18 protein-coding genes and 3 riboswitches are annotated in these 23,245 nt (G+C 70.1%); of the genes, 12 read left to right on the plus strand and 6 right to left on the minus strand.

The features are described from left to right. The first annotated feature begins 12 nt into the window (after positions 1-12). From VD659_RS01745 to trpS, 4 genes are all read left to right on the plus strand, one after another. Entirely contained in the window at positions 13-873 is an 861-nt protein-coding gene (locus VD659_RS01745) for a DUF559 domain-containing protein (protein WP_423259424.1), read from the plus strand. 346 nt (positions 874-1,219) lie between these two features. Then, positions 1,220-2,551, plus strand: coding sequence for a YihY/virulence factor BrkB family protein (locus VD659_RS01750; RefSeq protein WP_423259425.1), 1,332 nt, complete (start codon positions 1,220-1,222; stop codon positions 2,549-2,551). A gap of 43 nt (positions 2,552-2,594) precedes the next feature. Continuing rightward, complete coding sequence (locus VD659_RS01755; RefSeq protein ID WP_423259426.1) at positions 2,595-3,431, plus strand: exodeoxyribonuclease III; 837 nt, start codon at positions 2,595-2,597, stop codon at positions 3,429-3,431. 59 nt (positions 3,432-3,490) lie between these two features. Next, positions 3,491-4,549 carry a tryptophan--tRNA ligase gene (trpS, locus tag VD659_RS01760; RefSeq protein WP_423259427.1) on the plus strand — a complete coding sequence of 353 codons (1,059 nt, stop codon included), beginning with the start codon at positions 3,491-3,493 and terminating at the stop codon, positions 4,547-4,549. Between the two features lie 13 nt (positions 4,550-4,562). On the opposite strand, the gene VD659_RS01765 is transcribed toward trpS, so the two are convergent. From VD659_RS01765 to VD659_RS01775, 3 genes are all read right to left on the minus strand, one after another. Further along, positions 4,563-5,666: an FUSC family protein gene (locus VD659_RS01765; protein WP_423259428.1), complete on the minus strand. Its 1,104-nt coding sequence runs from the start codon at positions 5,664-5,666 to the stop codon at positions 4,563-4,565. A 44-nt stretch (positions 5,667-5,710) separates the two neighbouring features. Continuing rightward, positions 5,711-7,117 (minus strand): L-serine ammonia-lyase, encoded by a 1,407-nt coding sequence (locus VD659_RS01770; RefSeq protein WP_423259429.1) that lies wholly within the window; start codon positions 7,115-7,117, stop codon positions 5,711-5,713. A gap of 49 nt (positions 7,118-7,166) precedes the next feature. Continuing rightward, positions 7,167-7,278: riboswitch (glycine riboswitch) on the minus strand. Positions 7,279-7,303: 25 nt separating this feature from the next. Further along, a riboswitch (glycine riboswitch) is annotated at positions 7,304-7,403 on the minus strand. Between the two features lie 93 nt (positions 7,404-7,496). Further along, positions 7,497-7,961, minus strand: coding sequence for a GtrA family protein (locus VD659_RS01775; protein WP_423259430.1), 465 nt, complete (start codon positions 7,959-7,961; stop codon positions 7,497-7,499). Between the two features lie 348 nt (positions 7,962-8,309). Beyond that, a riboswitch (FMN riboswitch) is annotated at positions 8,310-8,471 on the plus strand. Between the two features lie 81 nt (positions 8,472-8,552). Between VD659_RS01775 and ribD the strand changes: the two genes are divergently transcribed. The 4 genes from ribD to ribH are packed head-to-tail and all read left to right on the plus strand — an operon-like array spanning position 8,553 to position 12,131. Further along, the gene (gene ribD / locus VD659_RS01780) at positions 8,553-9,605 is read left to right on the plus strand and encodes a bifunctional diaminohydroxyphosphoribosylaminopyrimidine deaminase/5-amino-6-(5-phosphoribosylamino)uracil reductase RibD (RefSeq protein ID WP_423259431.1); all 1,053 of its coding nucleotides are present in this window, start codon (positions 8,553-8,555) and stop codon (positions 9,603-9,605) included. A gap of 2 nt (positions 9,606-9,607) precedes the next feature. Next, entirely contained in the window at positions 9,608-10,255 is a 648-nt protein-coding gene (locus tag VD659_RS01785; protein WP_423259432.1) for a riboflavin synthase, read from the plus strand. Beyond that, positions 10,252-11,619, plus strand: coding sequence for a GTP cyclohydrolase II (gene ribA, locus VD659_RS01790; RefSeq protein ID WP_423259433.1), 1,368 nt, complete (start codon positions 10,252-10,254; stop codon positions 11,617-11,619). Before VD659_RS01785 ends, ribA begins: the two co-directional genes overlap by 4 nt. A 38-nt stretch (positions 11,620-11,657) precedes the next feature. Beyond that, positions 11,658-12,131: a 6,7-dimethyl-8-ribityllumazine synthase gene (gene ribH, locus VD659_RS01795; RefSeq protein WP_423259434.1), complete on the plus strand. Its 474-nt coding sequence runs from the start codon at positions 11,658-11,660 to the stop codon at positions 12,129-12,131. Between the two features lie 4 nt (positions 12,132-12,135). On the opposite strand, the gene VD659_RS01800 is transcribed toward ribH, so the two are convergent. Beyond that, a complete protein-coding gene (locus VD659_RS01800; protein ID WP_423259435.1) occupies positions 12,136-12,948 on the minus strand; it encodes a PfkB family carbohydrate kinase in 813 nt (270 codons plus the stop codon). A 224-nt stretch (positions 12,949-13,172) separates the two neighbouring features. Between VD659_RS01800 and VD659_RS01805 the strand changes: the two genes are divergently transcribed. Then, positions 13,173-14,522: an MFS transporter gene (locus VD659_RS01805; protein WP_423259436.1), complete on the plus strand. Its 1,350-nt coding sequence runs from the start codon at positions 13,173-13,175 to the stop codon at positions 14,520-14,522. A 54-nt stretch (positions 14,523-14,576) separates the two neighbouring features. After that, a complete protein-coding gene (locus VD659_RS01810) occupies positions 14,577-16,445 on the plus strand; it encodes an ABC transporter ATP-binding protein (RefSeq protein WP_423259437.1) in 1,869 nt (622 codons plus the stop codon). 11 nt (positions 16,446-16,456) lie between these two features. Here the strand turns inward: VD659_RS01810 and VD659_RS01815 are convergent, their stop codons facing one another. Together VD659_RS01815 and VD659_RS01820 are read right to left on the minus strand one after the other, a co-directional pair. Further along, positions 16,457-17,509 (minus strand): family 43 glycosylhydrolase, encoded by a 1,053-nt coding sequence (locus tag VD659_RS01815; protein ID WP_423259438.1) that lies wholly within the window; start codon positions 17,507-17,509, stop codon positions 16,457-16,459. Between the two features lie 59 nt (positions 17,510-17,568). After that, positions 17,569-20,733 (minus strand): discoidin domain-containing protein, encoded by a 3,165-nt coding sequence (locus tag VD659_RS01820; protein ID WP_423259439.1) that lies wholly within the window; start codon positions 20,731-20,733, stop codon positions 17,569-17,571. A 228-nt stretch (positions 20,734-20,961) separates the two neighbouring features. Between VD659_RS01820 and VD659_RS01825 the strand changes: the two genes are divergently transcribed. Next, positions 20,962-22,275 (plus strand): ABC transporter substrate-binding protein, encoded by a 1,314-nt coding sequence (locus VD659_RS01825; protein ID WP_423259440.1) that lies wholly within the window; start codon positions 20,962-20,964, stop codon positions 22,273-22,275. A gap of 85 nt (positions 22,276-22,360) precedes the next feature. Continuing rightward, entirely contained in the window at positions 22,361-23,245 is an 885-nt protein-coding gene (locus VD659_RS01830) for a carbohydrate ABC transporter permease (protein WP_423259441.1), read from the plus strand.

Consider the following 23,245-nt stretch of genomic DNA (forward strand, 5'->3'; position numbering starts at 1 on the left):
CAAGGTGGGCGAGTGCCTGCCTCTCCCCTTCCCGAGTTCTCGACGACGCCGTCGCTGCGGCGACTGGGTTTCACCGAGGAGGGCATCCGGTCGCTGCATCGCACCGGGGCGCTCGTGCGCGTGCGGCACGGCGTCTACGCCCGCCCGGATGCCCGTGCTCAGCCGACCCGCGCCGTGCGACTGGGAGGCGCGCTGACCTCGTTCTCCGCGGTGCAGGAATGGGGAGCATGGTGTCCCCCTGACGACGAGCGCCTGCACGTGGCGGTCGCCGCTCATGCCCGCGCCCTCCGCGATCCCGACTCGGGCGGGCCGTTGGTGCCGCGAAGCGACGTCGTCGTCCACTGGAAGAACGCCACGGCCTCCGCGACCGGCGCGCCCGGCGCGCCCCGCGCGCCCCGCGGCATCGTCGCCTTTCCCCGCGCCCTCCGGCACCTCCCCACCGACCTCGATCCGGCGTTCGCCGTCGCGACTCTCGACTCCGCCGTCCGCAAGGGTCTCTGCACCACGTGGGAGCTCAGTACCGAGTTCGAGACCGCACCACGCCTGGCCAAGGCGCTCCGTCACCTCGACGCGCGTGCGGAGTCGGGAACGGAATCGGTGGCCCGGGAGCGTCTGCGGAGCGCGGGCATCGAGGCCGCGTTGCAGGTGAAGATCGGCGTGCACCGTGTGGATCTGCTGATCTCCGGGCGCCTGGTCGTCGAGCTCGACAGCAAGGAGTTCCACGACACCGAGTCCACGTTCGAGAAGGACCGCCGTCGCGACGCCGAGCTGACCCGCCGCGGCTATCGCGTGCTCCGCTTCAGCTACGCCCAGGTGCTCTACGACTGGCCCGCCTGCCTCGCCGCCATCCGCGCCGCCCTGTGCGCCCGCTGACCGCCGCCGCGGCCCGCCGCGCCCCGGCCTGGCCCAGCCCGAAACGACGGAATACATCGCCCGCGTCGGCCTCAGAGTCCGTCGTTTCGGTGTTGCGACCGCCACCTCCGTCGTTTCGGAGGAGAGCGGGGGTGGTGGAAGCGGGCAGGGGGCGGGCCGGGAGGCGAATGGGCGGGGCGGGGCGCCGAGCGGGCGGGGCGGGGCGCCGAGCGGGCGGGGCGGGGCGCCGAGCGGGCGGGGCGGGGCGCCGAGCGGGCGGGGCGGGGAGGCGAATGGGCGGGCGGGGCGCCGAGCGGGCAGCTGGTGTGCGGGCGGGGCGGGGGTGATCGTGCCTAGGCTTGGGGGCATGAGCGATGTGCGGCAGAAGGCGGGGGCGGGCGCCGCTGACGGCATGCCGGCGAAGGCCGATGGCGCCACCGCCGGCACCGCGCGACGCGATTCGACGGTCGCGACCGGCGACGCCGGTGGATCGGCGACGGCAGTCGACGCCGAGACGAAGGCCGGAACGCGCGCAGTGAACACAGAGGCGGGCACTCCTCAGGCGGGATCGCGCGCGGCGAAGGCCGGTACGGGCGGAGCCGGCGACGACGCGGCCTCGAAGCCCAAGACCGGGATCGCCAAGCTGATCGCGTGGGTGATGGGGCTGCGGCCGGTGCGGGTGTTCCTGCGCTTCGGAGCGACCGGTGGCGAGCTGATGGCCTCGGGGATGTCGTTCCAGGCCGTCTTCGCGATCTTCGCCGGCATCTGGGTGGGCTTCTCCATCTTCGGCATCGTGCTCGCCGGCAACCAGGACCTCATGGACGCCGTGGTGAAGCAGCTGAGCAACGCCATCCCGGGACTCATCGGCGACGGTGGAGCCCTCAACCCGGCGGCTCTCTCCCAGGCCCGCATCTTCGGCTGGACGGGCGCGATCGCGCTCGTCGGGTTGGTGCTGACCGCCGTCGGCTGGCTGGCGACCACGCGGGACGCCATCCGCCGCATCTTCCACCTCGAGCCGCCTAAGACGAACTTCGTACTGCTGAAGCTCAAGGACTTCGGGCTCGCGCTCGGCTTCGGCGTCGCCATCGTGATCTCCTCCGCCGTGACCCTCGCGAGCAGTCAGGGCCTGTCGCTCGTGTTCAGCCTCGCGGGAGTGGACAACGAGTCGCCGTTCGCCCTGTTCGCCGGCCAGGCTCTGGGCATCCTGATCGTGTTCGTGTTCGACACCATCGTTCTGGCGCTGGCGTTCCGGGTGCTGTCGGGAGTGAGGATCCCGCTCCGACGGCTCGTGGTGGGGTCGGCGATCGGTGGCGCAGCGCTCGGGGTGCTGAAGTTCCTCGGGAGCGCGCTGCTCGGCGGCGCCACCTCGAACCCGCTGCTGGCGTCGTTCGCGGTGATCATCGGAATCATGATCTTCCTGAACCTGGTGTGCCGCGTCATCCTGATCTCCGCCACCTGGATCGCCGTGGGGCTCGACGACGCGGGCATCGACGTGCGTCACCTGTCACCCGAGGAGCTCGCGGCCGAGCGGGAGCGCAGAGTGGCCGACGCTCGCGACGTGCTCGTCTCGGCGGAACGAGCGCGACTCGAGGGCGAACTCGAGGGGTCGAAGGGCTTCCGCCGACGGCGACTCACCAAGGAGCTCGCGAAGCTCGGCGAGCTCGAGCAGGCCGAGGCCGTGCGGCTCCAGAAGCGCTGACCCGGGTCGGCCGGCCGTCGGGGGTCGCCGGTACAGTAGAGGCATGCCGTCGAAGCCTCTGCGTATCGCCTCCGTCAACGTGAACGGCATCCGTGCCGCGTTCCGCAAGGGCATGGGCGAGTGGCTGGAGTCGCGGGAGGTCGACATCGTCGCCGTGCAGGAGGTGCGGGCCGAGACCTCGGACATCGAGGCGCTCGTGGGCACCGAGTGGAGCATCCTCCACGATCCGGCCACCGCCAAGGGCCGGGCGGGAGTCGCGCTTCTGAGCCGAGCCCCCGCACGCATCCACCGCGTCACCTTCGGGCCCGACGACTTCGACAGCGCAGGCCGCTGGCTCGAGGCCGACTACGAGTGGGGCGACAAGCTCGTGACCGTGGTGTCGACCTACGTGCACTCCGGCGAGGCCGACACCCCCAAGCAGGTCGAGAAGTACAAGTTCCTCGACGCCATGCTCGTGCACCTTCCGCTGCTGCAGGAGCACAACCCGCTCGCGGTCGTGATGGGCGACCTCAACGTGGGCCACCGCCGCCTCGACATCAAGAACTGGCGCGGCAACCAGAAGCGCGCCGGATTCCTGCCTGAGGAGCGCGCCTACTTCGACAAGTTCCTCGGCGCCGAAGACGACCCCGACTACAACAAGGGCGCCGGTCTCGGCTTCGTCGACGTGGGCCGCCGCTGGGCGGGCGAGGTCGAGGGGCCGTACACCTGGTGGTCTCAGCGTGGCAAGGCCTTCGACACCGACACCGGCTGGCGCATCGACTACCAGCTCGCCACCGCCGAGCTCGCCGCCACCGTCACGGACTACGCGATCGACCGCGCCCCGTCGTGGGACACCCGGTGGAGCGACCACGCCCCCGTCGTGGTCGACTACGCGCTCTGACCTTACCCACCCCGCAGCTCTACTCACCGATTGACAGCACAATGCCGATTGACAGCACAATGCCGCTTGACAGCCCCCTGACCGACATCGAACGCCCCGACATCGAACGCCCCCGCCTGCTCTCGGGCATGCAGCCCTCCGCCGACTCGCTCCACCTCGGCAACTACATCGGCGCCCTGCTCAGCTGGAAGGCCCTGCAGGAGACGCACGACGCCTTCTTCTTCCTGGCCGACCTGCACGCCATCACCGTGCCGCAGGACCCGGCCGAGCTGCGCGCCAACACCCGCCGCACCATGGCGCAGTACATCGCCGCCGGCATCGACCCCGCGAAGTCCACCCTCTTCGTGCAGTCGCACGTGCCCGCCCACGCCGAGCTCGCCTGGGTTCTGAACACCCTCACCGGTTTCGGCGAGGCCGCACGGATGACCCAGTTCAAAGACAAGGCCGCCAAGCAGGGGCAGGAGGCCGCCTCTGTGGGCCTGTTCACCTACCCCATCCTCCAGGCCGGTGACATCCTGCTCTACCAGGCGGTCGACGTGCCCGTGGGTGAAGACCAGCGGCAGCACATCGAGCTCACCCGCGACCTCGCGACCCGCTTCAACTCGCGCTTCGGCGACACCTTCACCGTGCCGAAGCCCTACATCCTCAAAGACACCGCGAAGATCTTCGACCTGCAGAACCCCGGCGCGAAGATGTCGAAGTCGGCCGAGTCGCCGACCGGGCTGATCTGGCTGCTCGACGAGCCGAAGGTCACCGAGAAGAAGATTATGCGCGCAGTAACGGATGCCGACGGCGAGGTGCGCTTCGACCGCGAGGCGAAGCCGGGGCTGGCCAACCTGCTCACGCTGTTCGCGATCCTCGGCAACCGCAGCATCGAATCGGTGGTCGAGGAGTTCGCGGGCGGCGGCTACGGCACGCTCAAGAAGGCCCTCGCGGCGATCGTGGTCGAGACGGTGGAGCCCATCCGCACCCGCACCCTCGAACTGCTCGAAGACCCGGCGGAGCTCGATCGCATCCTCGCCGCCAACGCCGAGAAGGCCAACGCGGTCGCCGAGCAGACGCTCGCCACGGTCTACGACCGCGTCGGCTTCCTGCCGCCGTTGCGCCGCCACCGCTGAGGGCGGCGCGCCCTCAGCGGGCCTCGTCGCTCGCGCCCACGATCTCCTCGCGCACCCGGCGCAGGTCTTCGAGCAGCGACCCGATCAGGATCCAGTGACTCGGGTCGGGCACGACCGCCTGCAGCGGTGAGGTGAGCGCGGGCACCTCGTCGGCGAGCGTCTCGGCTTCGCCGACGGGCAGCGCCGCGTTCACCATCACGAGCCGGAGATCGTGGGCGGCCCGGCGGATCTCCTCGGCGATCGCCGTCGCCAGGGGCTCCTCGTGCAGGGCCTCGTCGAAGTGGTCGTTGAGCGCCCGCGCCATGCCGAGCACGCGGGTCACGACGATGCCGAGCATGGTGAGCAGCTCCGCGTCGGTCGTGAGCACCTGACGGTGGGTGTTGCGCCGAGGATTGAACTTGAGGCTCTCGAGCGCGGTGTCGATGGCGGCCTGCGCCTTCGCCTGCATCGGCCGCAGCAGCCGGCCCTCCACCAGGAGCTGCACGCGGTACTTCTCGTCGGTGGGCGAGCTCAGCACCACCGCGAGACCGTCCAGAGTCTCGGCCACCTCGCGGCCGAGCGCCGCGACGGCCTCGTGGGCCGGGCGGATGGCCACGGGCGGCACGATCAGCCAGTTCACGATGACGCCCAGCACCGCGCCGATGATGGTCTCGATGATGCGCTCCACCGCGTAGCCCGGCGTGTTCGCACCGATCGAGAGCACGAGCATCGCGCTGATCGGGATCTGCACGGTCGACGACTGCGGGAACCGCAGCGCCCAGCCGATCAGCAGCGAGATGACGATGGCGGCCAGGATGAGCCAGCTCGGCGCCCCGAACACGAGCGCCACGAGGTAGGCCACCACGACGCCGACGATCACGCCGATGGACCGCTCGACGGCCCGGCTGAACGACTGGTTCACACTCGGCTGCACCACGATGATCGCGGCGATCGCACCGAACACGGGCGGCTGCCCCGGCGCGATGAGCGAGCAGACGATCCAGGCGATGACGGCGGCCGCGGCGGTCTTCAGCACCTGCAGCAGCGGCGTGCGGGCCGAGGCCTGGAAGGCGCGCGCCGGCGCGAGGGAGGCCCGGGCGAGACTCGCCCAGCGAGCAGAACCGGCGTTCGACGTCACCACTCCACAGTAACCGTCAGCACCCGGCCGTCAGCACCCGGCCGTCAGCACTCCACCACGTTCACGGCGAGGCCGCCGAGCGAGGTCTCCTTGTACTTCGAGCTCATGTCGCGCCCGGTCTCCCGCATGGTCGCGATCACCTGGTCGAGACTCACGTGATGGCTGCCGTCGCCCCAGAGCGCCATCTTGGCCGCGTTGATGGCCTTCGACGCGGCGATCGCATTGCGCTCGATGCAGGGGATCTGTACCAGCCCGCCGATCGGGTCGCAGGTGAGCCCGAGGTTGTGCTCCATCGCGATCTCGGCCGCGTTCTCCACCTGCTCGGGCGTGCCGCCCATCACCTCGGCGAGCCCGGCGGCCGCCATCGACGAGGCCGAGCCGACTTCGCCCTGACAGCCCACTTCTGCCCCGGAGATCGAGGCCTGCTCCTTGTAGAGCACGCCGACGGCCGCGGCGGCGAGCAGGAACCGGACGCACACCTCGTCGTCGGAGAGCCCCACGGCGAGGTAGCGCCGGGCGTAGTGCAGCACCGCCGGCACGATACCGGCCGCGCCGTTCGTGGGGGCGGTGACCACGCGGCCCCCGGTGGCGTTCTCCTCGTTCACGGCGAGTGCGACGAGGTTGACCCACTCCTGCCAGAACTCGGGCGCGCGCTCGGGGTCTTCCCGGCGCAGTCGCTCGCGCCACTCGGGCGCACGGCGCCGCACGCCGAGGCCTCCGGGCAGCACGCCGGTGCGCGCCAGGCTCGTCTGCACACAGGCATCCATGACGTCACGGATGGCGAGCAGCCGCGCCCGCACCTCGTCGACGGCGTCACCGACGGCGCCGGGCCGCCGCTCGGAGTCGCGATCGCCGCCGAGCGCCACCTCGTTCGCGAGCATCACTCCGCCGAAGCCGAGACCGGTGGACCGGGCGTGGCCCACCAGCTCGGACGCGGTGCGGAACGGGTACGGGACGACCGCACCGGATGCCTCCGGCGCATCATCCCCACCGTCGCGCTCTACGAATCCTCCACCGACGGAGTAGTACGTCTCCGTGGCGAGCGCCTCCCCCTGGGCGTCGAAGGCCGTCAGCCGCACCGCGTTGGTGTGCCGCGGCAGCACGGTGAGCGGATGCATGACGAGCGATTCAGGCCCGAACGGCACCGGATGCGTTCCCCCGAGCAGCACGGGCTCGCCGCGCTCGTGGGCAGCGCGCCGCGCATCCACCTCCTCGGGCGTCACCGTCTCGGGCCGGTAGCCCTCCAGCCCGAGCAGCACCGCCATCGGTGTGCCGTGCCCGACTCCGGTGGCCGCCAGTGATCCGTAGAGGTCGACCCGCAACGACGCCACGTCGTCGACGAGCGACCGGATGCCCGCGACGAACGACGCGGCCGCCCGCATCGGCCCCACGGTGTGCGAGCTCGACGGGCCGATGCCCACCGAGAAGAGGTCGAAGACGCTGAGTGTCATGGGGACTCCTGCCGAGGCGGCCGGGGTCGCCGATGCGACGCCGGTTCTGCCTCTCCACTCTGTCCCTGACCTGAGAGATTCCGCGGCGGTGGCCGCTTGCCCCTTCGGTGGAGCCGGGTGCTGCGGATGCGCCACTCGGCTCGCTCTTCAGAGTCGCCCGGCTCCGCCTGCCGGTGGCAGTCAGGGCCGGCCACGGCGGTGCGGGGGCCTGAGAGTTTCCCGGAGAGGAATTGCTCCTACGGCGCCTGCCCGACGGTTCTCGGGAGGACTCTCCCGCCGTGACACGAAGGCGTGTTCGATGGGCCCGAACCTACCTCATCGACAGGTGCGGCGCCAGAGGGGCGCCCGCCGGCAGTTCAGCGGCGAACGGGGAGCGAGCTCAGGACATCGAGGTGGTCTTGCCCACCGACTCCACCTTGGCGGCCGCCGCCGCAGCCGCGGTGGCCGCGGCACCCGCGCTCGAGCGGCCCGGTGCGAACACCCAGAGGCGGTAGAGCGCGAAGCGGAAGACGGCGCCGAGCACGAGGCCGATGACGTTGGCCACGTTGTCGGCGAAGAGCGAGGTGAAGTGCAGGCCGTAGTGGGACACCCACAGCACGCCGAGGCCGATGCCCATGCCCAGCAGGCTCACGAAGAAGAACTCGAAGCTCTCGCGGGCCATGTCGGCCCGACGGCGCTCCTTGAAGGCCCAGTAGCGGTTGCCCAGCCAGTTGACGAGGATCGCCAGCACCGTCGACACGATCTTGGCCATGACCGAACCGCCGTGCACGACCGCGGGGTCGAAGACCGTGGCGCGCAAGAGGTTGAAGACGCCGAAGTCGACGATGAATCCGAGGCCACCCACAAGACCGAAGCGAATGAATTCCGTTGCCAGAATGCGGACACGGGTCCGTGTAAGAGAGGCACTGCTCATGGATGATCAACCGATTCTGACGTACGAATACAAGAAGAGGACTTGTCGTATCTTCCAGGGGAATGCTGAGCGTAGCTGGGGAAACCGAACAGAAGACGCCAATGACCCTTTCAGCGCCACATCGCGAACCCGAACGATTTCACGATACCCTGACTGATTCCGAAGCGGCGATTCGAGAAGGTCACGAGACGGTCACGGTCTTTCCCGCATCCGAATGCGTCGTGAAGTGACCGGGAATATGCGTCCGGCCCGCGCGTTGAGCTATAAAGAGATGTAAGCAACGTGCTCCGGGGTCAGTGAGATTCTGAACCGGCGGTGACAGTCCGCGAGCTGACGGCGACCTGGTGACAGGGCGCCGGAGGTTGATTCGGTGGAATTCCGAGACCGACGGTTATGGCAGGTCGGAAGACCAGCCTCAGTCCGGATGGGAGGATGCACGCGCGGGTTCCGTCGTTCCTGGCGACCCGCGGGCGCTGCTTCAGCGCAACCCCGGAGTCCGTCGATGACGAGACCGAGGACGAGATGAGCGCAGTTCTGAGTGAGGCCGAGGCCATGGCCCGCGCGCTCGAACTCGCGTCGCGCGGCCCGCGCCACGGCGTGAACCCGCAGGTCGGCTGTGTTCTGCTCTCCCCCGCCGGCGAGGTGCTCGCCGAGGGCTGGCACCGCGGCGCCGGCACGCCGCACGCCGAGGTGGACGCGCTGAGCGCGCTGACCGACCCGGCGCTCGCCGCAGGAGCCACCGCCGTCGTCACCCTGGAGCCGTGCAACCACCAGGGCCGCACCGGCCCGTGCAGCATCGCCCTGATCGAGGCCGGGGTCGCCCGCGTCGTGTTCGCGATCGCCGATCCGGGTGTGCGCTCCGCGGGCGGCGCCGAACGGATGCGCGCGGCCGGCGTCGACGTGCAGCAGGGCCTGCTCGCCGAAGCGGCGGAGGAGTTCATCCGCCCGTGGCTGACCAGCGTGCGCCTGCACCGGCCCTTCGTGACGGTGAAGTGGGCGTCGAGCCTCGACGGTCGTGCCGCCGCGGCCGACGGCACGAGCCAGTGGATCACGGGCCCGGAAGCCCGCGCCGACGTGCACCGGCGTCGCGCCGAGGCCGACGCGATCGTGGTGGGCACCGGCACCGTCCTCGCCGACGACCCGGCGCTGACGGCGCGCGACCCCGACGCCGACGGCGCACTGTTCCCCCATCAGCCCGCGCCCGTGGTGATCGGCACGCGGGCCGTGCCCTCCGGGTCGCGGCTGCGCGAGCATCCGCTGCCCCTCCGTCACTACGCCACGCACGAACTCGCCGACGTGCTCGACGCGCTCTACGCCGACGAGGTGCGCTCGGTGTTCGTGGAGGGCGGGCCCACGCTGGCGAGCGCGTTCCTCGCCGCCGGCCTCGCCGACGAGGTGCTCGTCTACCTGGCCCCGACCTTGCTCGGCGGCCCCCGCACGGCCCTCACCGAACTCGGCGTCGGCACCATCGAGGCGCAGCGCCGTCTCACCATCACAGACCTCAGCAGACTGGGCGACGACATCCGCCTCGTCGCACGACCACGACCGGGCGCCTGGGCGCCCACGAAGGAGTAGCGGTGTTCACGGGAATCATCGAAGAGCTCGGCGAAGTGCTCGCCCTCGACGAGACCGCCGACGCGGCCGTCATCACGGTCCGCGCGCCTCTCGCGGTGAGCGACGCGCGCCACGGCGACTCGATCTCGGTGCAGGGCGTGTGCCTCACCGTCATCGGCCAGACCGACGACACCTTCACCGCGGACGTGATGAAGCAGACACTCAGCATGTCGACCATCGGCAGCCTCGCGCCGGGCGACCGCGTGAACCTCGAGCGCGCCGCCCGGGTGGGCGACCGCCTCGGCGGCCACATCGTGCAGGGCCACGTCGACGGCACCGCCCGGGTGCTGAGCGTGACGCCCGGCGAGGCCTGGAGCGTGCTGCGCTTCAGCCTCGGGGACGAACTCGCGCCGCTCGTTGTGGACAAGGGCTCCATCTCGGTCTCCGGCGTCTCGCTCACGGTCTCGGGCCTCGGCGACGAGGCCGACGGCTCGCACTGGTTCGAGGTGTCGCTCATCCCCGAGACGCTCGCGGCCACCACGCTCGGCGGCCTCGCCGTCGGCGACCGGGTGAACCTCGAGACCGACATCCTGGCCCGGCACGTCGAGCGGCTCGTGTCGCTCGGTCTGGTCGGGAGCGCCCTGCCCGGCGCCGAGAGGAGCCACTCATGACGACCACGTTCTCCCCCATGTCCGAGGTGCTCGACGCGCTGCGCGCCGGCAAGCCCGTGCTCGTCTCCGACGCGGCCGACCGCGAGAACGAGGGCGACGCCATCCTCTCGGCCGCGCTCGCGACCCCCGAGTGGATCGCCTGGATGGTGCGCAACACCTCCGGCTACCTCTGCGCCCCCATGCCGGGCGAGCTCGCCGACCGGCTGGCGCTGCCCCCCATGGTCGTGAACAACGAGGACACCCGGCGCACCGCCTACACGATCAGCGCCGACGCGGCCACCGGCATCACCACGGGCATCAACGCCCACGACCGCGCGCGCACCCTCAACCTGCTGGCCGACCCCGCGTCGACGCCGGTGACCTTCATCCGGCCCGGGCACATCCTGCCCGTGCGGGCGGTCGACGGCGGCGTGCGCGACCGCCCCGGCCACACCGAGGCCGCGGTGGAGCTGATGCGCGCCGCCGGGCTCTCACCGGTGGGCGTGATCGGCGAGATGATCGCCGACGACGGCTCCGCGATGCGCCTGGAGGAGCTGCACGCCACGGCGGCGCGCGAAGGACTGCCGATCACGACGATCGAGCTGCTGATCGAGTGGCTGAACGAGCAGGACGAGACGCCGGATGCGCAGACGGCGACGGATGCCCGGCTCGCGGCCGCGACGGGCGTCGCCGCGGGCGTCTCCTCCTCCGACGCCGACGCCGACGCCGACGCCGACGCCGACTCCGCCACCGACGCCTCCGCAGCGGCCACCCCGGCCGAGCCCGAGGTGCCCCGCGTGCACTTCGAGGTGGAGACCACGGTGCCCACCACGCACGGCCCGCTGCGGATGCGCGCCTACCGCGACCTGCTCACGGGCGCCGACCACGTCGCCATCCTCTCCGGCGACCCGGCCGCGGCCACCTCCCTCGTGCGCGTGCACTCCGAGTGCCTCACCGGCGAGGCCTTCGGCTCGCTGAAGTGCGAGTGCGGGCCCCAGCTCGACACCTCGCTCGACCTCATCGCCGAGCACGGCGGAGCGGTGGTCTACCTGCGCGGCCACGAGGGCCGCGGCATCGGCCTCGTCAACAAGCTGCGCGCCTACCGGCTGCAGGAGGACGGGCTCGACACCGTCGACGCGAACGTCGCCCTCGGGCTCCCGGCGGATGCGCGCGACTACGGCGCGGCCGTCGCGATCCTCGCCGATCTCGGCGCCACGCGCATCCGGCTGCTCACCAACAACCCCGAGAAGGTGCGCCAGCTCGAGGACCACGGCATCACCGTGGCCGAGCAGGTGCCGCTCCTCGTGGGGGCCTCGGTGTTCAACCAGGGCTACCTCGACACCAAGCGCGACCGCATGGGGCACCTGCTGCCCAGCGGCCACTGACCCTTCCTTCCCAACAGAGAACCCCGAAAGGACTCGCCATGAGCGGAGCAGGAGCCCCGTCGCTCGACAAGGTCGACGGCACCGGCCTGAACATCACCATCGTCGCCGGAACCTGGCACGAGGAGATCACCAACGGACTGCTCGAGGGCGCCCGCCGCGCCCTCGCCGCCGCCAACGTGACCGTCTCCGAGGTTCGCGTGGCCGGCAGCTTCGAGCTGCCCGTCGTCTCGCGCGCCGCCCTCGAGGCCGGGGCGGACGCGGTGGTGGCGCTCGGCGTCATCATCCGCGGCGGCACCCCCCACTTCGAGTACGTCTCGGACGCCGCGACCAGCGGGCTCACGCAGGTGAGCATCCTCACCGGCAAGCCCGTGGGCTTCGGCGTGCTCACCCTCGACACCGAGCAGCAGGGCCTCGACCGCGCGGGCCTGCCCGGCTCGAAGGAGGACAAGGGCGCCGAGGCGGCCGAGGCCGCCATCGCGACCGCGCTCACGCTGCGGACGATCAGGGGCTAGTCGCTCAGGGCTGGGCGCCGACCCAGCCGACCGAGAGGGCGGCGGCGGTCGAGGCCGCCTCCATCGCGTCGCGCGGCGCGAGGCCGGCGGCCAGGCCCGCCGCGAGGGTGCCGCAATAGGTGTCGCCGGCGCCGGTGGTGTCGAGCACGGTCGTGACCGTCCCCACCGGGACCGTCTCCGCACCCCAGCGCGAGCCCTGCGAGCCGAGGGTGACGAGCACCGAGCGCGGCGCGTAGCCGTCGGCGGCGAGCAGCTCGTTCTCGTGCTCGTTCACCACGACCGGGTCGGCCAGCTCGAGCACGTCCCCCGGCAGACCCGCGTAGGGCGCGAGGTTCAGGATGACGCGGGCCCCGCGGGCGGCGGCGATGCGCGCGGCCTCGGCCACCACGTCGGTCGCCACCTCGAGCGAGGCCAGCAGCACGTCGCCGGGCGCGAGCCCCGTGAGGGGCGCCAGGTCGCCCACCGTCAGCCGGCCGTTCGCGCCGGGCGAGACGATGATGGTGTTCTCCCCGCGGGCGTCGACGGCGATGGCCGCGTGCCCCGTCGGCACGCCGGTGGTGCGCGCGACGTGCGTGGTGTCGATGCCGTAGCCCGCGAGCCGGCGCAGGTACGCATCACCGTCGGGGTCGTCGCCGACACGGCCGACGAAGCCCACCTTGGCTCCGGCACGGGCCGCGGCGATCGCCTGGTTCGCTCCCTTGCCGCCGAAGTTCTTCACCAGGTCTCCGCCGAGCAGGGTCTCGCCGGGCTGCGGATGCCGCTCCACCGCCACCGTCGAATCGATGTTCAGTGAACCGACCACGACGACAGCACCCACGGCGACAACTCCTTCGAAACGTACCCACAGCATCCTAGGGCGAGCGGATGCGCCCTGCCGGGCTCACGGATCCGTCCCAGTGGGCGCCCGGGCGTGTCCCAGAGGCGTAAACTGGCGGTTTGCGAGCGATCCTCGCCACACGCCAACGCCGGTGCCCCGCGATGCCCGACCGGTGCCGCCTTCCTCCGGGCACCACCCTCATCCGTATCCCCTGAAAGCCCTTCATGTCTGCCACTGTCCTCGACGCGCCGCCCGCTGCTCCTGCCAACACCCGCGGCCGCGTCATCCTCGCGAGCCTCATCGGCACCTCGATCGAGTTCTACGACTTCTACGTCTACGCCACCGCCGCGGTGCTGGTGTTCCCGACGCTGTTCTTCGCGAACTCCGACCCCACCATCTCGCTGCTGCAGTCGTTCGCCGTCTTCGGTGTCGCCTTCGTGGCCCGCCCGATCGGCTCGATCCTGTTCGGCCACTTCGGCGACCGCATCGGCCGCAAGCGCACCCTCGTGGCCTCGCTGCTCACCATGGGCATCGCGACCGTGCTCATCGGTGCGCTCCCCACCGGCCTCACGCCGGGCTGGGGCATCCTGGCCCCCGCCTTCCTCGTGCTGCTCCGCTTCTGCCAGGGACTCGGCCTCGGCGGCGAGTGGTCGGGCGCCGCGCTGCTGGCCACCGAGAACGCGCCCAAGGGCAAGCGGTCGATCTACGGCACCTTCCCGCAGCTGGGCGCGCCGATCGGCTTCATCATCGCGAACGTCGTGTTCCTCATCCTGAGCACCACCCTCGCGCCGGATGCGTTCCTCGCGTGGGGCTGGCGGGTTCCGTTCCTCGTCTCGGCGATCCTCGTGATCGTGGGTCTGTACGTGCGGGTGCGCCTGGTGGAGACGCCGACGTTCCAGAAGGTCGTGGAGAAGGGCGAGGTGGCCAAGCTGCCGCTCGCGCGCGTGTTCAAGACCAGCTGGCGCCCGCTCATCCTGGGCACCTTCATCATGCTGGCCACCTACGTGCTGTTCTACCTGATGACGACCTTCACCCTCACCTTCGGCACCACGAAGACGGATGCGGCGGTGCCGGGCCTCGGCTACAGCCGCAACGACTTCCTGATCATGCTCGTGGTCGGCTGCGTGTTCTTCGGCATCTTCACGCTGGTCTCCGGCCCGCTGGCCGAGAAGGTCGGCCGCCGCAACGCGCTCATCTGGACGACGATCGGCATCGCCGCCTTCGGCCTGCTCTTCGTGCCGCTCTTCGCCGGCGGCTTCGTGGGCGTGATGGCCCTGCTCATCATCGGCTTCACGCTGATGGGGCTCACCTTCGGGCCGATGGGCTCCGAACTGCCCGAGCTCTTCCCCGCCAACGTGCGCTACACCGGATCCGCCATCAGCTACAACGTGGCCTCCATCCTCGGCGCGGCCGTGGCGCCGTTCATCGCGGTGGCGCTCTGGCAGGCCGCGAACGGCAGCACGGCGCTCGTGGGCAACTACCTGTCGCTGATGGCGCTGATCACCCTCGCGGCCCTGCTGATCAGCAAGCCGCAGAAGGCCGACGACGTCGACTTCGCCGACCGTCTGAGCTGAGCCGCCCGAGCTGAGCCGTCCGCGCATCCGTCTCGGAATCGAAGGAAGAAGAGCATGAGCACCAGCACCACCTCGTCGCGCTCGAGAAGCCCGTTCGGCCGCGGACGCAAGCCCGACGACGGGCCGCGCGCGAAGTTCAGCCAGCTGCTCCCCTTTCTGGCCGAGCATAAGAAGGTGCTCGCGGTCGTCATCGCCCTGAGCATCGTGGGCGCGGCGGCGAGCCTCGCTCAGCCGCTGCTCGTGAGCCAGGTCATCACGGTGGTGCAGGCCGGGCGGCCGCTCGACATGCTCGTGTGGGCGCTCGTGGCACTCGTCGTGGTGTCGGGCATCATCAGCGGCTTCCAGCACTACCTGCTGCAGCGCACCGGCACGAGCGTGGTGCTCTCGGCCCGGCAGCAACTGGTGCGGCGCATGCTGCGCCTGCCGATCAGCCAGTTCGACACCCGCCGCACCGGCGATCTCGTCTCGCGCGTGGGCTCAGACACCACCCTGCTCTACGCCGTCATCACCCAGGGGCTCGTGGATGCCGTCGGCGGCTCCCTGGTGTTCGTCGGCGCCCTCGTCGCGATGCTCATCATCGACCCGGTGCTGCTCGGCCTCACGGTGCTCGTCATCGCGGTCTCGGTGATCACCGTCGTCGCCATCTCGGGCCGCGTGCGGGTCGCCAGCCGCAAGCAGCAGGAGAAGGTCGGCGACCTGGCCGCCGCGGTCGAGCGCTCGATCAGCGCCATCCGCACGGTGCGCGCCTCGAACGCCACCGACCGTGAGATCGCGGCGGTGGAGACGGATGCGCGGGGCGCGTGGGAGATGGGCGTTCAGGTCGCGAAGATCTCGGCCCTCGTGGTGCCGATCGCCGGCATCGCCCTGCAGGTCTCGCTGCTCGTGGTGCTCGGCGTGGGCGGCTTCCGGGTGGCCTCGGGAGCGATCACCATCGCGAGCCTGGTGTCGTTCATCCTGTTCCTGTTCATGATGATCATGCCGCTCGGGCAGGCCTTCGGCGCGCTCAACTCGGTGAACCAGGCGCTCGGGGCCCTCGGCCGCATCCAGGAGATCATCGACCTGCCGGTGGAGGGCGAGGACGACCGCGCCATCGCCGCCCTGGCGGCACCGGGCTCGGCGTCGGCGGAGGCGCCCGCCATCGAGTTCGTGGGCGTGCACTTCTCCTACGGCGCGGCGCGCACCCCCGACGCCACCACCGACGCGAACGGAGCCGAGGCCTCCGACACCGCTGCCGACCCCGAGGCCGGCGTGCTGCACGGCGTCAGCTTCGCCGCCGCCCGCGGCAAGCGCACGGCCATCGTCGGCCCCTCGGGAGCCGGCAAGTCCACCGTGCTCGCCCTGATCGAGCGCTTCTACGACGCCGACGCCGGCTCCGTGCGCTTCGGCGGCGTCGACGTGCGTCAGCTCGACCGCGTCGAGCTGCGCTCGCAGATCGGCTATGTGGAGCAGGACGCCCCCGTGCTCGCCGGAAGCATCCGCCAGAACCTGCTGCTCGCCTCGCCCGACGCCACCGACGAGGAGTGCGTCGCCGTCCTGCAGGCGGTCAACCTCGGCGAGGTGCTCTCGCGCTCCCCCGAGGGGCTGTCGGCCGCCGTGGGCGAGGACGGCGTGATGCTCTCCGGCGGCGAGCGTCAGCGCCTCGCCATCGCCCGCGCGCTGCTGGCCGCTCCCCCGGTGCTGCTGCTCGACGAGTCGACCTCCTCGCTCGACGGCCTCAACGAGCAGATGCTCCGCGGCGCGATCGACGCCGTGGCCGAGAACCGCTCACTGATCGTGATCGCGCACCGCCTCTCGACGGTGGTGGATTCCGACCAGATCGTGGTGCTCGACCACGGCCGGGTCGTGGGCGTGGGCACCCACAGCGAGCTCGTGGCCTCCACCCCGCTCTACCGCGAGCTGGCGAAGCACCAGCTGCTGGTCTAGGCCGCTGCGGCTCAGCGGTCGGCGAACTCCTCGGGGCTCCACTCGTCGCGCCACTCGATCACCGGCCGGTCGCCGTCGAAACGCAGCGGCAGCCACACGTAGTCCGCGATGGAGGTGTTCACCTCGGCGAACTCCTCCATCGGAAGGTCGCTGTCGCGGCCCGGCGCGAAGTGCTCGGCGAAGGCCTCCTGCGCCCGCGAGCCGTGGTCGAGGTAGCCGGGCAGCCAGCGGTCGCCGAGCGCGATGTAGAGGTCGCGCTTCGTCGGGTGCTCGAACACCGACGAGATCTGCGAGTGGAACGAGGTGCGCGACGCATCCGTCGGATGCAGATCTCCGAGCACCTCGAACGGTCCGTGGAAGCTCCGCGCCACGGCCGACTCGGAGGGGTTCGGGTAGTAGCCGGTGGTTCCCGAGGTCAGCAGGTAGTGCTGGCGGTTGCGGTGGAAGTAGGCCGGTGCCTCGCGCACGAACGGCGGCTGCGGCTGCGGGAAGTGCGTCGAGTAGTAGCCGGTGACGTCGGTGAAGTCGTCGGTGAGGTCGGCGCAGATCAGCTCCGAGTGCACGCGCTCGAAGTAGTAGTAGCCCTTGCCGTCGTGCGGGTCGACCACGAGGTCGAAATCGCCCGCGCTCATGCCGAGCGGACGCAGCCAGGTGCGCGCGATCTCGTAGGGGCCGAGGATCGAATCGGCCTCGAGAACTGTGGAGCGCTGAACCGAGCCCTTCGTCATCACCTTGATCCAGCACACGAACTTGCGGGTGCGTTCGTTGAAGATGATGTGCGGCCGGTCGGCGTACTTCGTCGGGTGCAGCGGCGACTCGGTGTCGTTCTCGTCGGGCGGGATGATGAGACCCCGGTCGTCCCAGTTCACCAGGTCGGTCGACGAGTAGCAGCGCACCCCCCAGTGCCAGATGTCGCTGCCGGGGGTGGTGAACTCCTTGTTCTCGCCGTACCAGTAGAAGACGCCGTCGACCGTGATGATCGAGCCGCCGTGGGCCTGGATGCGGTTGCCGGCGGTGTCGAGCCAGACCTGGCCGGGCCGGATGGAGTTCTGCAGGGTCGTCATCGAATCGTTCTCGTTCTCTCTGTTGTCTTGATCATGGTGGATGGAGGGGTGGGCGAAGGTCACTGCAGCACCTGGATCTCGGCGATCGACCACCAGTGACCGGCATCCGTCCCGGTCTGGTGGATGTTCAGGTAGCGTGCGCTCTGGGTGGGCACCGTGATGGTCACGGCATTGGTGGATGCGCTGCCGGCGGCCACGAGCTTCCAGCCGCTGCCGTCGGGAAGGTAGAGCTCGTAGCCACGGGGGTAGTCGCCGTCGGCGTTGTCGAGCCCGCCCGCGGCGATGAGCTGCACCTTCGAGAACGTCTGCGCCGAGCCGAGGTCGAGCTGGAACCACTCCCCGCCGGCCTGGGCGGAGCCGTCGCTCCACCGGGTGTCGAGCAGGCCGTCGATCGCGGCGGAGGCCGGCGAGGCCGCCGCCGAGGCCGAGGCGGTCGCCGACCAGCCGGTGCGCGAGAGGGGCGTGCCGGGGGCGGCCGTCGTCGGCGCGCCCCACACGTTCAACTCCCCGACCGACCACGACGCCGTGGCCGCGGCCCCGAGGGTGATGCGCACGAAGCGCGCGTCACGCGTCGGCCACTGCGCTCGAACGTCCGCCCCTTGGCCGGCGCCCTGCGCCACGGTCGTCCAGTTCGTGCCGTCGAGCGAGACCGCGGCGGTGTAGCTCCGCGCGTAGTCGCCGGTCGACGTCGTGGCGTCCAGGTCGGCGCCGGTCGTCTGGATGCTCCGCCCGAGGTCGAGCTGCAACCACTGCCCCGAGGCCTGCGCCGAGCCGGTGGTGAAGCGGGTCGACGCGCTGCCGTCGAGCACGTTCGCGGCGCCGCTCCCGGTCGACGACGTGGCGGTCCATCCGGTGCGGTCCAGCACGACGGGGCTCAGGTTGTAGACGCGCAGCTCCGCGATGCTCCAGTAGTTCGCCGGCGCGGTGCCGGTCTGGGTGACGCGCAGGTATCGCGCGGTGGTCGTGGGGAAGGCGATCTTCGTCGTGGTCGAGAACCCTGCTCCCACTGCGACGGCCGCGCTCCACGCGGTTCCGTTCGTCGAGGTGGCGACGGAGTAGCCGCGCGGCTGGTCGCCCGGGCTGCCCGCGTTGTCGAGCTCGAGCGCGTTCACCGACCGCGCGGAGCCGAGGTCGACGGTGAAGCTCTGGCCGGGAGCTTGAGCCACCCCGGTCGACCACCGGGTCGACTGGATGCCGTCGACGGCCTTGGCTGCGGTGTCCGTCGTCGACGACGGCGAGCCCGTCACGGTGGCGCCGACGATCGGCAGCAGCCCTCGTGTGGAGTCGTAGAGAGAGAACGAGGCGATGCTCCACCAGTGCGACGCGGTGCCGGTCTGCGTCACCCGCACGAAGCGCGCGGTCTGCGACGCGAACGCGACATTGGTCACCGCCGCCGTACCCGACCCCGTCGCGACGGCGGAACCCCAGGTGGTGCCGTCGTTCGAGAGCTGCACCTGGTAGCCCGCCGGCGCATCCGACGCCAGGCTTCCCGCGTTCAGCGTGAGCTGGTCGAAGGTCTTCGCCGCGCCGAGGTCGACCGTGAAGGTCTGGCCGGCGGCCTCATCCGCCCCCGAGGTCCAGACCGTGCCCGTGCTGCCGTCGAGGGCTTGGGTGGCGCCGTAGCCGGCCTTCGACGCCGAGGCCGTCGCCGTGGCGCCGGCCGTGGACACGGCGCTGCCGGTGGTCGGGGTGTACACGTAGGTGGCGACGGTGTCGCCCGGGATCGTGTCGGTGAACTGACCGTCGGGCGTGACCACCCGGATGGTGGCAGCCGGCGTGTTCTGCACCGCGCTGTTCGTGGAGGTGGGGATGCGGTTGACCACCACCGTGACGATGGTCCCGTCGGGGTTCTGGAAGGCCACGTTGGTGATGTTGCCGTTCAGGCGGTCGGTGCTGTCGATGCGCACCGCGCCGGGCTGGATGTAGCGCGAGAACTGTCCGAAGGAGTAGTACCAGGCGTTGAGCTGGAAGGTGCTGGTGCCACCCGAACCGAACGAGACGACGGAGGGCGTGTAGAAGTCGGAGTTCGTGCTCGAGGAGTTCTGCCAGTAGCCCGGTCCCGGGCCCGGCATGAACTGGTACTGCGTCACCCAGTAGGAGTAGCTCGACACGTTGTGGCGGAAGTACTCCACCAGCCGGTCGGCGCCGTTCGTGATCTCGGTGATGTGCGCGGTCTTGGCCGGGTAGAGCGCCTCGACGGCGCTCGGCTGCCAGACCTCGGTGCCGGCGTAGTTGTGCCAGCCCAGCCCGTCGACGGCGGCATTCGCGCCGGGATTCGCGAGCAGCGCATCCGTGTAGGGGAAGGAGTTGTTCTCGTTGTCGTCGAGGCCCCAGATCTTCGTGCCGATGCCGGCTGAGGTGAATGCCGCCTTCAGCACCACGGCGAAGTCGGCGAGCTGGGCCGGGCTGAAGCAGGTGGCGGGGTAGGGCATCGTGATGTTCGGTTCGTTCTGCAGGGTGACCGCGTAGATCGGGATGCCCTGCGCCTGGTAGGCCTGGATGTACTTCACGTAGTACTGCGCGAGCACCGGGTAGTAGTCGACGCTCGAGCCGGTCGACGCGCCGTGGTGCACGCGCGGCTCGGTGCCGTCGGTGGGGCAGAGGCCGCCGGAGGCCGGGCCGATGATGCTGTTCGTGGTCTTCATCCAGGCCGGCGCCGACCACATCGAGGAGTAGAACTTCGCCTGCGGGTTGAGGGTGAGGATCTGCTGGAGCATCGCGATCAGGCCGTTGTCGACGTCCTTCTGGATGGAGAAGTTCGCGAGCGTCGGGTCTGCCGAGCCGCCGTTGTCGTCGTAGGTCCAGTAGGCGGGTGCGTCCCGGCAGAAGTCGGCGCAGCCGATCGGCAGGCGCATGAGGTTGAAGCCGTTGCCCGTGCTCGGGTCGAAGAGCGCCGAGAGAGCGGATGCGCGGTTCGACGACGACAGCTGGCTGAGGTTGTAGACGCTCGTGTCCTCGAGCGAGCCGCCGAAGCCGTCCCAGGTCTGGTAGGTGATCGACGGGTCGAGCGCGATGGTGGGAAGGGCCGCCTGGGCGTCCGACACGGGACTGAGCACGGTGGGCGTCTGCGGCGAGAGCCGGTAGCTCGCGGCGGCCTCGTTGTAGCCGCTGTAGACCACGTCGACCTTTCCGCCCGCGCCGGTCGAGGCGGACGCCGTGGCGGTGATCCCGGCGACAGCCGAGACGGCCACGAGGGCGCCGGTCGCGGCAACCGCCACGGTCATGAGTCGCATTCTTCGCGGCAAGCGCATGGTGATCCTCCATTAGATCGATCGACGGGTGTCAGTGTGCCGTGAAGCGCTTCATTCTGTCAAGCGCCAAATTCCACGCCCTGGAGCGCCCTGTTTCGGCCAATGAACTCGAAGGTGATGCGATAGGTTTGACAAAGGACGTCCGTTTGCCTATCTTCTCCATGAAGCGCTTCATGACGGCGCCACATTCAAGGAGGAATTGTGAACACAGCAACCAGACGCCTGAGAAGGCGCGCCCTGCCCGCCCTCGCCCTGCTCGGCGTCGGGGCCCTCGCGCTCACCGCGTGCGCCGACGGCGGTGGCTCGGGCTCGACGGGATCAGGCACGTTCACCTATCTCGGACAGAACGAGAACACGACGATCGTCGACACCCTCAAGACCCTCTCGACCGATCAGTGCTCGGCGGAGAACGCCGCCGCGACGCTCACGCCGGACTCGATTCCGGGCACCACCTGGGACCAGCAGCTCCAGTTGCTGGCCGGCCAGAACGGCCTGTCCAACTTCTCGATGGCTGCCGGCACCCCCGCCCTGATGAAGCAGTTCATCGACGCCGGCCAGGTGGTCGACATCTCGAAGGAGCTCGCGGCCGACGGGCTCGAAGACAAGATCCTCCCCGCAGCCAAGTCGACCATCGAGGCCCTGCACGGCACCGACGACATCTACGCGCTTCCCACCGAGTTCAACATCGAGGGCTTCTGGTACAACAAGAGCCTCCTCGAGCAGAACGGCATCACCCCGCCCACCACGTGGGACGAGCTGGTCGCCGATGCCGCGAAGCTCAAGGCCGCCGGCATCCAGCCGTTCTCCGCCTCCGGAGAGCAGGGCTGGCCGCTCACCCGGCTCGTCGGCAACTACCTCTTCCGCGACCTCGGCCCCGACGCCCTGCAGAAGGTCGCCGACGGCTCGGCCTCGCTCACCGACCCCGAGTACGTGAAGGCCGCGGATGCGGTGGCCGCGCTGGGATCCGCCGGGTACTTCGGTGACGCCCCCACCTCCATCGACTACAACACCTCGATGAACCTGTTCCTCACCGGCAAGGCAGCCTTCTTCTACATGGGCAGCTGGGCGCTCACCGCGTTCAACGACCCCACCCAGAACCTCATCGGCGCCGACGACATCGGTTTCGTGCCGTTCCCCGACGTGGCCGGCGGCAAGGGCAGCTCCGACCAGGTGCCCGCCAACGTCGGCATCCCGACCATGTTCGCGAGCAACGACTTCGGCGACGCCGACAAGGCGTGGCTGAAGTGCATCGTCTCCAACTACGGTGACGTGGTGCTGAAGGACAGCGGTGTCGTCTCCGGCTTCGCCATCGACAACCCGCCGGCCGACCTGCCGGCCACCACCAAGCTGGTGCAGGACACCATCGCCAACGCCCCGTCGAGCGTTCTGTGGTTCGAGGCGCTGATGAGTCCTCAGGCCACCACCGTGAGCCAGTCGAACGGCGGCGGCCTCGCGAACGGCACGCTCACGGGCGAGCAGTTCATGAAGCTCGTGCAGGACGCGAACAAGGGCTGAGACCCCGCGGCCGACGCATCCTCCCCCCACTGATGCGGGGCTCCGGGCGCACCGCCCGGAGCCCCGCTCCACCGGAAAGCGAACCATGAACAAAGTACTCGGCGACCGCCGGGCGATCCTCGTGCTGCTCGGGCCTGCGCTGCTCGTCTACTCGATCGTGATGCTCGTGCCGATCTTCTGGTCGATGGGCTACACCGTCTTCGACGGCGGCATCCTCACCGGCTTCACCTTCGTCGGCTTCGACAACTTCGTGAAGTTCGCGCAAGACCCGGCGGCGTGGGACGCGGTGTGGTTCACCCTCCGCTACGCGATCATCCTGACGATCGCCCAGGTCGGTTTCGGCTACCTGCTCGCGCTGCTGTACACGTTCCGCATCAAGCACGCCTCGTCGTTCATCCGCACCATCATCTTCTTCCCGGTGGTGCTCCCGACGGTCGGCGTGGGCCTGCTGTTCCAGAAGATCTTCGAGGCGGCGCCCACGACCGGCCCGGTGAACGGCATCCTGAACTTCTTCGGCATGGCCTCGGTCGACTGGTTCGGGCACGCGGACACCTCGTTCTGGGTGATCATCCTGCTCGACCTGTGGCGCTCGATGGGCTTCTACGCGATCCTTCTCTACGCCGGGCTCGTCGACATCCCCGACGAACTGCTCGAGTCGGCCCGCATCGACGGCGCCTCGGGCCTGAAGCTGCTGAAGAACATCATCCTCCCCCTGTCGCTGCCGGTTCTGCTGTCGTCGCTGATCTTCAGCATCAACGGCACCCTCAAGGTGTTCGACACCGTGGTCGCGCTCACCAACGGCGGCCCGGGCAACGCCACCACGCCATTGACCCTGTACATGTTCCAGACCTCGTTCAGCTACGGGGAATACGGCTACGGCAGCACGATCGCGATGGTGCTCACCATCCTCTGTCTGCTGGTGACCGTCGCGATCTTCCGCTCGACCCGTCGCGACCTGACCAAAGGATGA

Origin of the sequence: Herbiconiux sp. 11R-BC (assembly GCF_049472555.1) — a bacterium.
Lineage (GTDB): Bacteria > Actinomycetota > Actinomycetes > Actinomycetales > Microbacteriaceae > Herbiconiux.

Coding starts and splice junctions, on each gene's coding strand:
- trpS (WP_423259427.1), top strand. CDS start 3,491: ATGCCGCTTGACAGCCCCCTGACCGACATCGAACGCCCCGACATCGAA.
- VD659_RS01820 (WP_423259439.1), bottom strand. CDS start 20,733: ATGACCGTGGCGGTTGCCGCGACCGGCGCCCTCGTGGCCGTCTCGGCT.
- VD659_RS01750 (WP_423259425.1), top strand. CDS start 1,220: ATGAGCGATGTGCGGCAGAAGGCGGGGGCGGGCGCCGCTGACGGCATG.
- VD659_RS01810 (WP_423259437.1), top strand. CDS start 14,577: ATGAGCACCAGCACCACCTCGTCGCGCTCGAGAAGCCCGTTCGGCCGC.
- VD659_RS01830 (WP_423259441.1), top strand. CDS start 22,361: ATGAACAAAGTACTCGGCGACCGCCGGGCGATCCTCGTGCTGCTCGGG.
- ribA (WP_423259433.1), top strand. CDS start 10,252: ATGACGACCACGTTCTCCCCCATGTCCGAGGTGCTCGACGCGCTGCGC.
- VD659_RS01815 (WP_423259438.1), bottom strand. CDS start 17,509: ATGACGACCCTGCAGAACTCCATCCGGCCCGGCCAGGTCTGGCTCGAC.
- ribH (WP_423259434.1), top strand. CDS start 11,658: ATGAGCGGAGCAGGAGCCCCGTCGCTCGACAAGGTCGACGGCACCGGC.
- VD659_RS01770 (WP_423259429.1), bottom strand. CDS start 7,117: ATGACACTCAGCGTCTTCGACCTCTTCTCGGTGGGCATCGGCCCGTCG.
- VD659_RS01755 (WP_423259426.1), top strand. CDS start 2,595: ATGCCGTCGAAGCCTCTGCGTATCGCCTCCGTCAACGTGAACGGCATC.
- VD659_RS01805 (WP_423259436.1), top strand. CDS start 13,173: ATGTCTGCCACTGTCCTCGACGCGCCGCCCGCTGCTCCTGCCAACACC.
- ribD (WP_423259431.1), top strand. CDS start 8,553: ATGAGCGCAGTTCTGAGTGAGGCCGAGGCCATGGCCCGCGCGCTCGAA.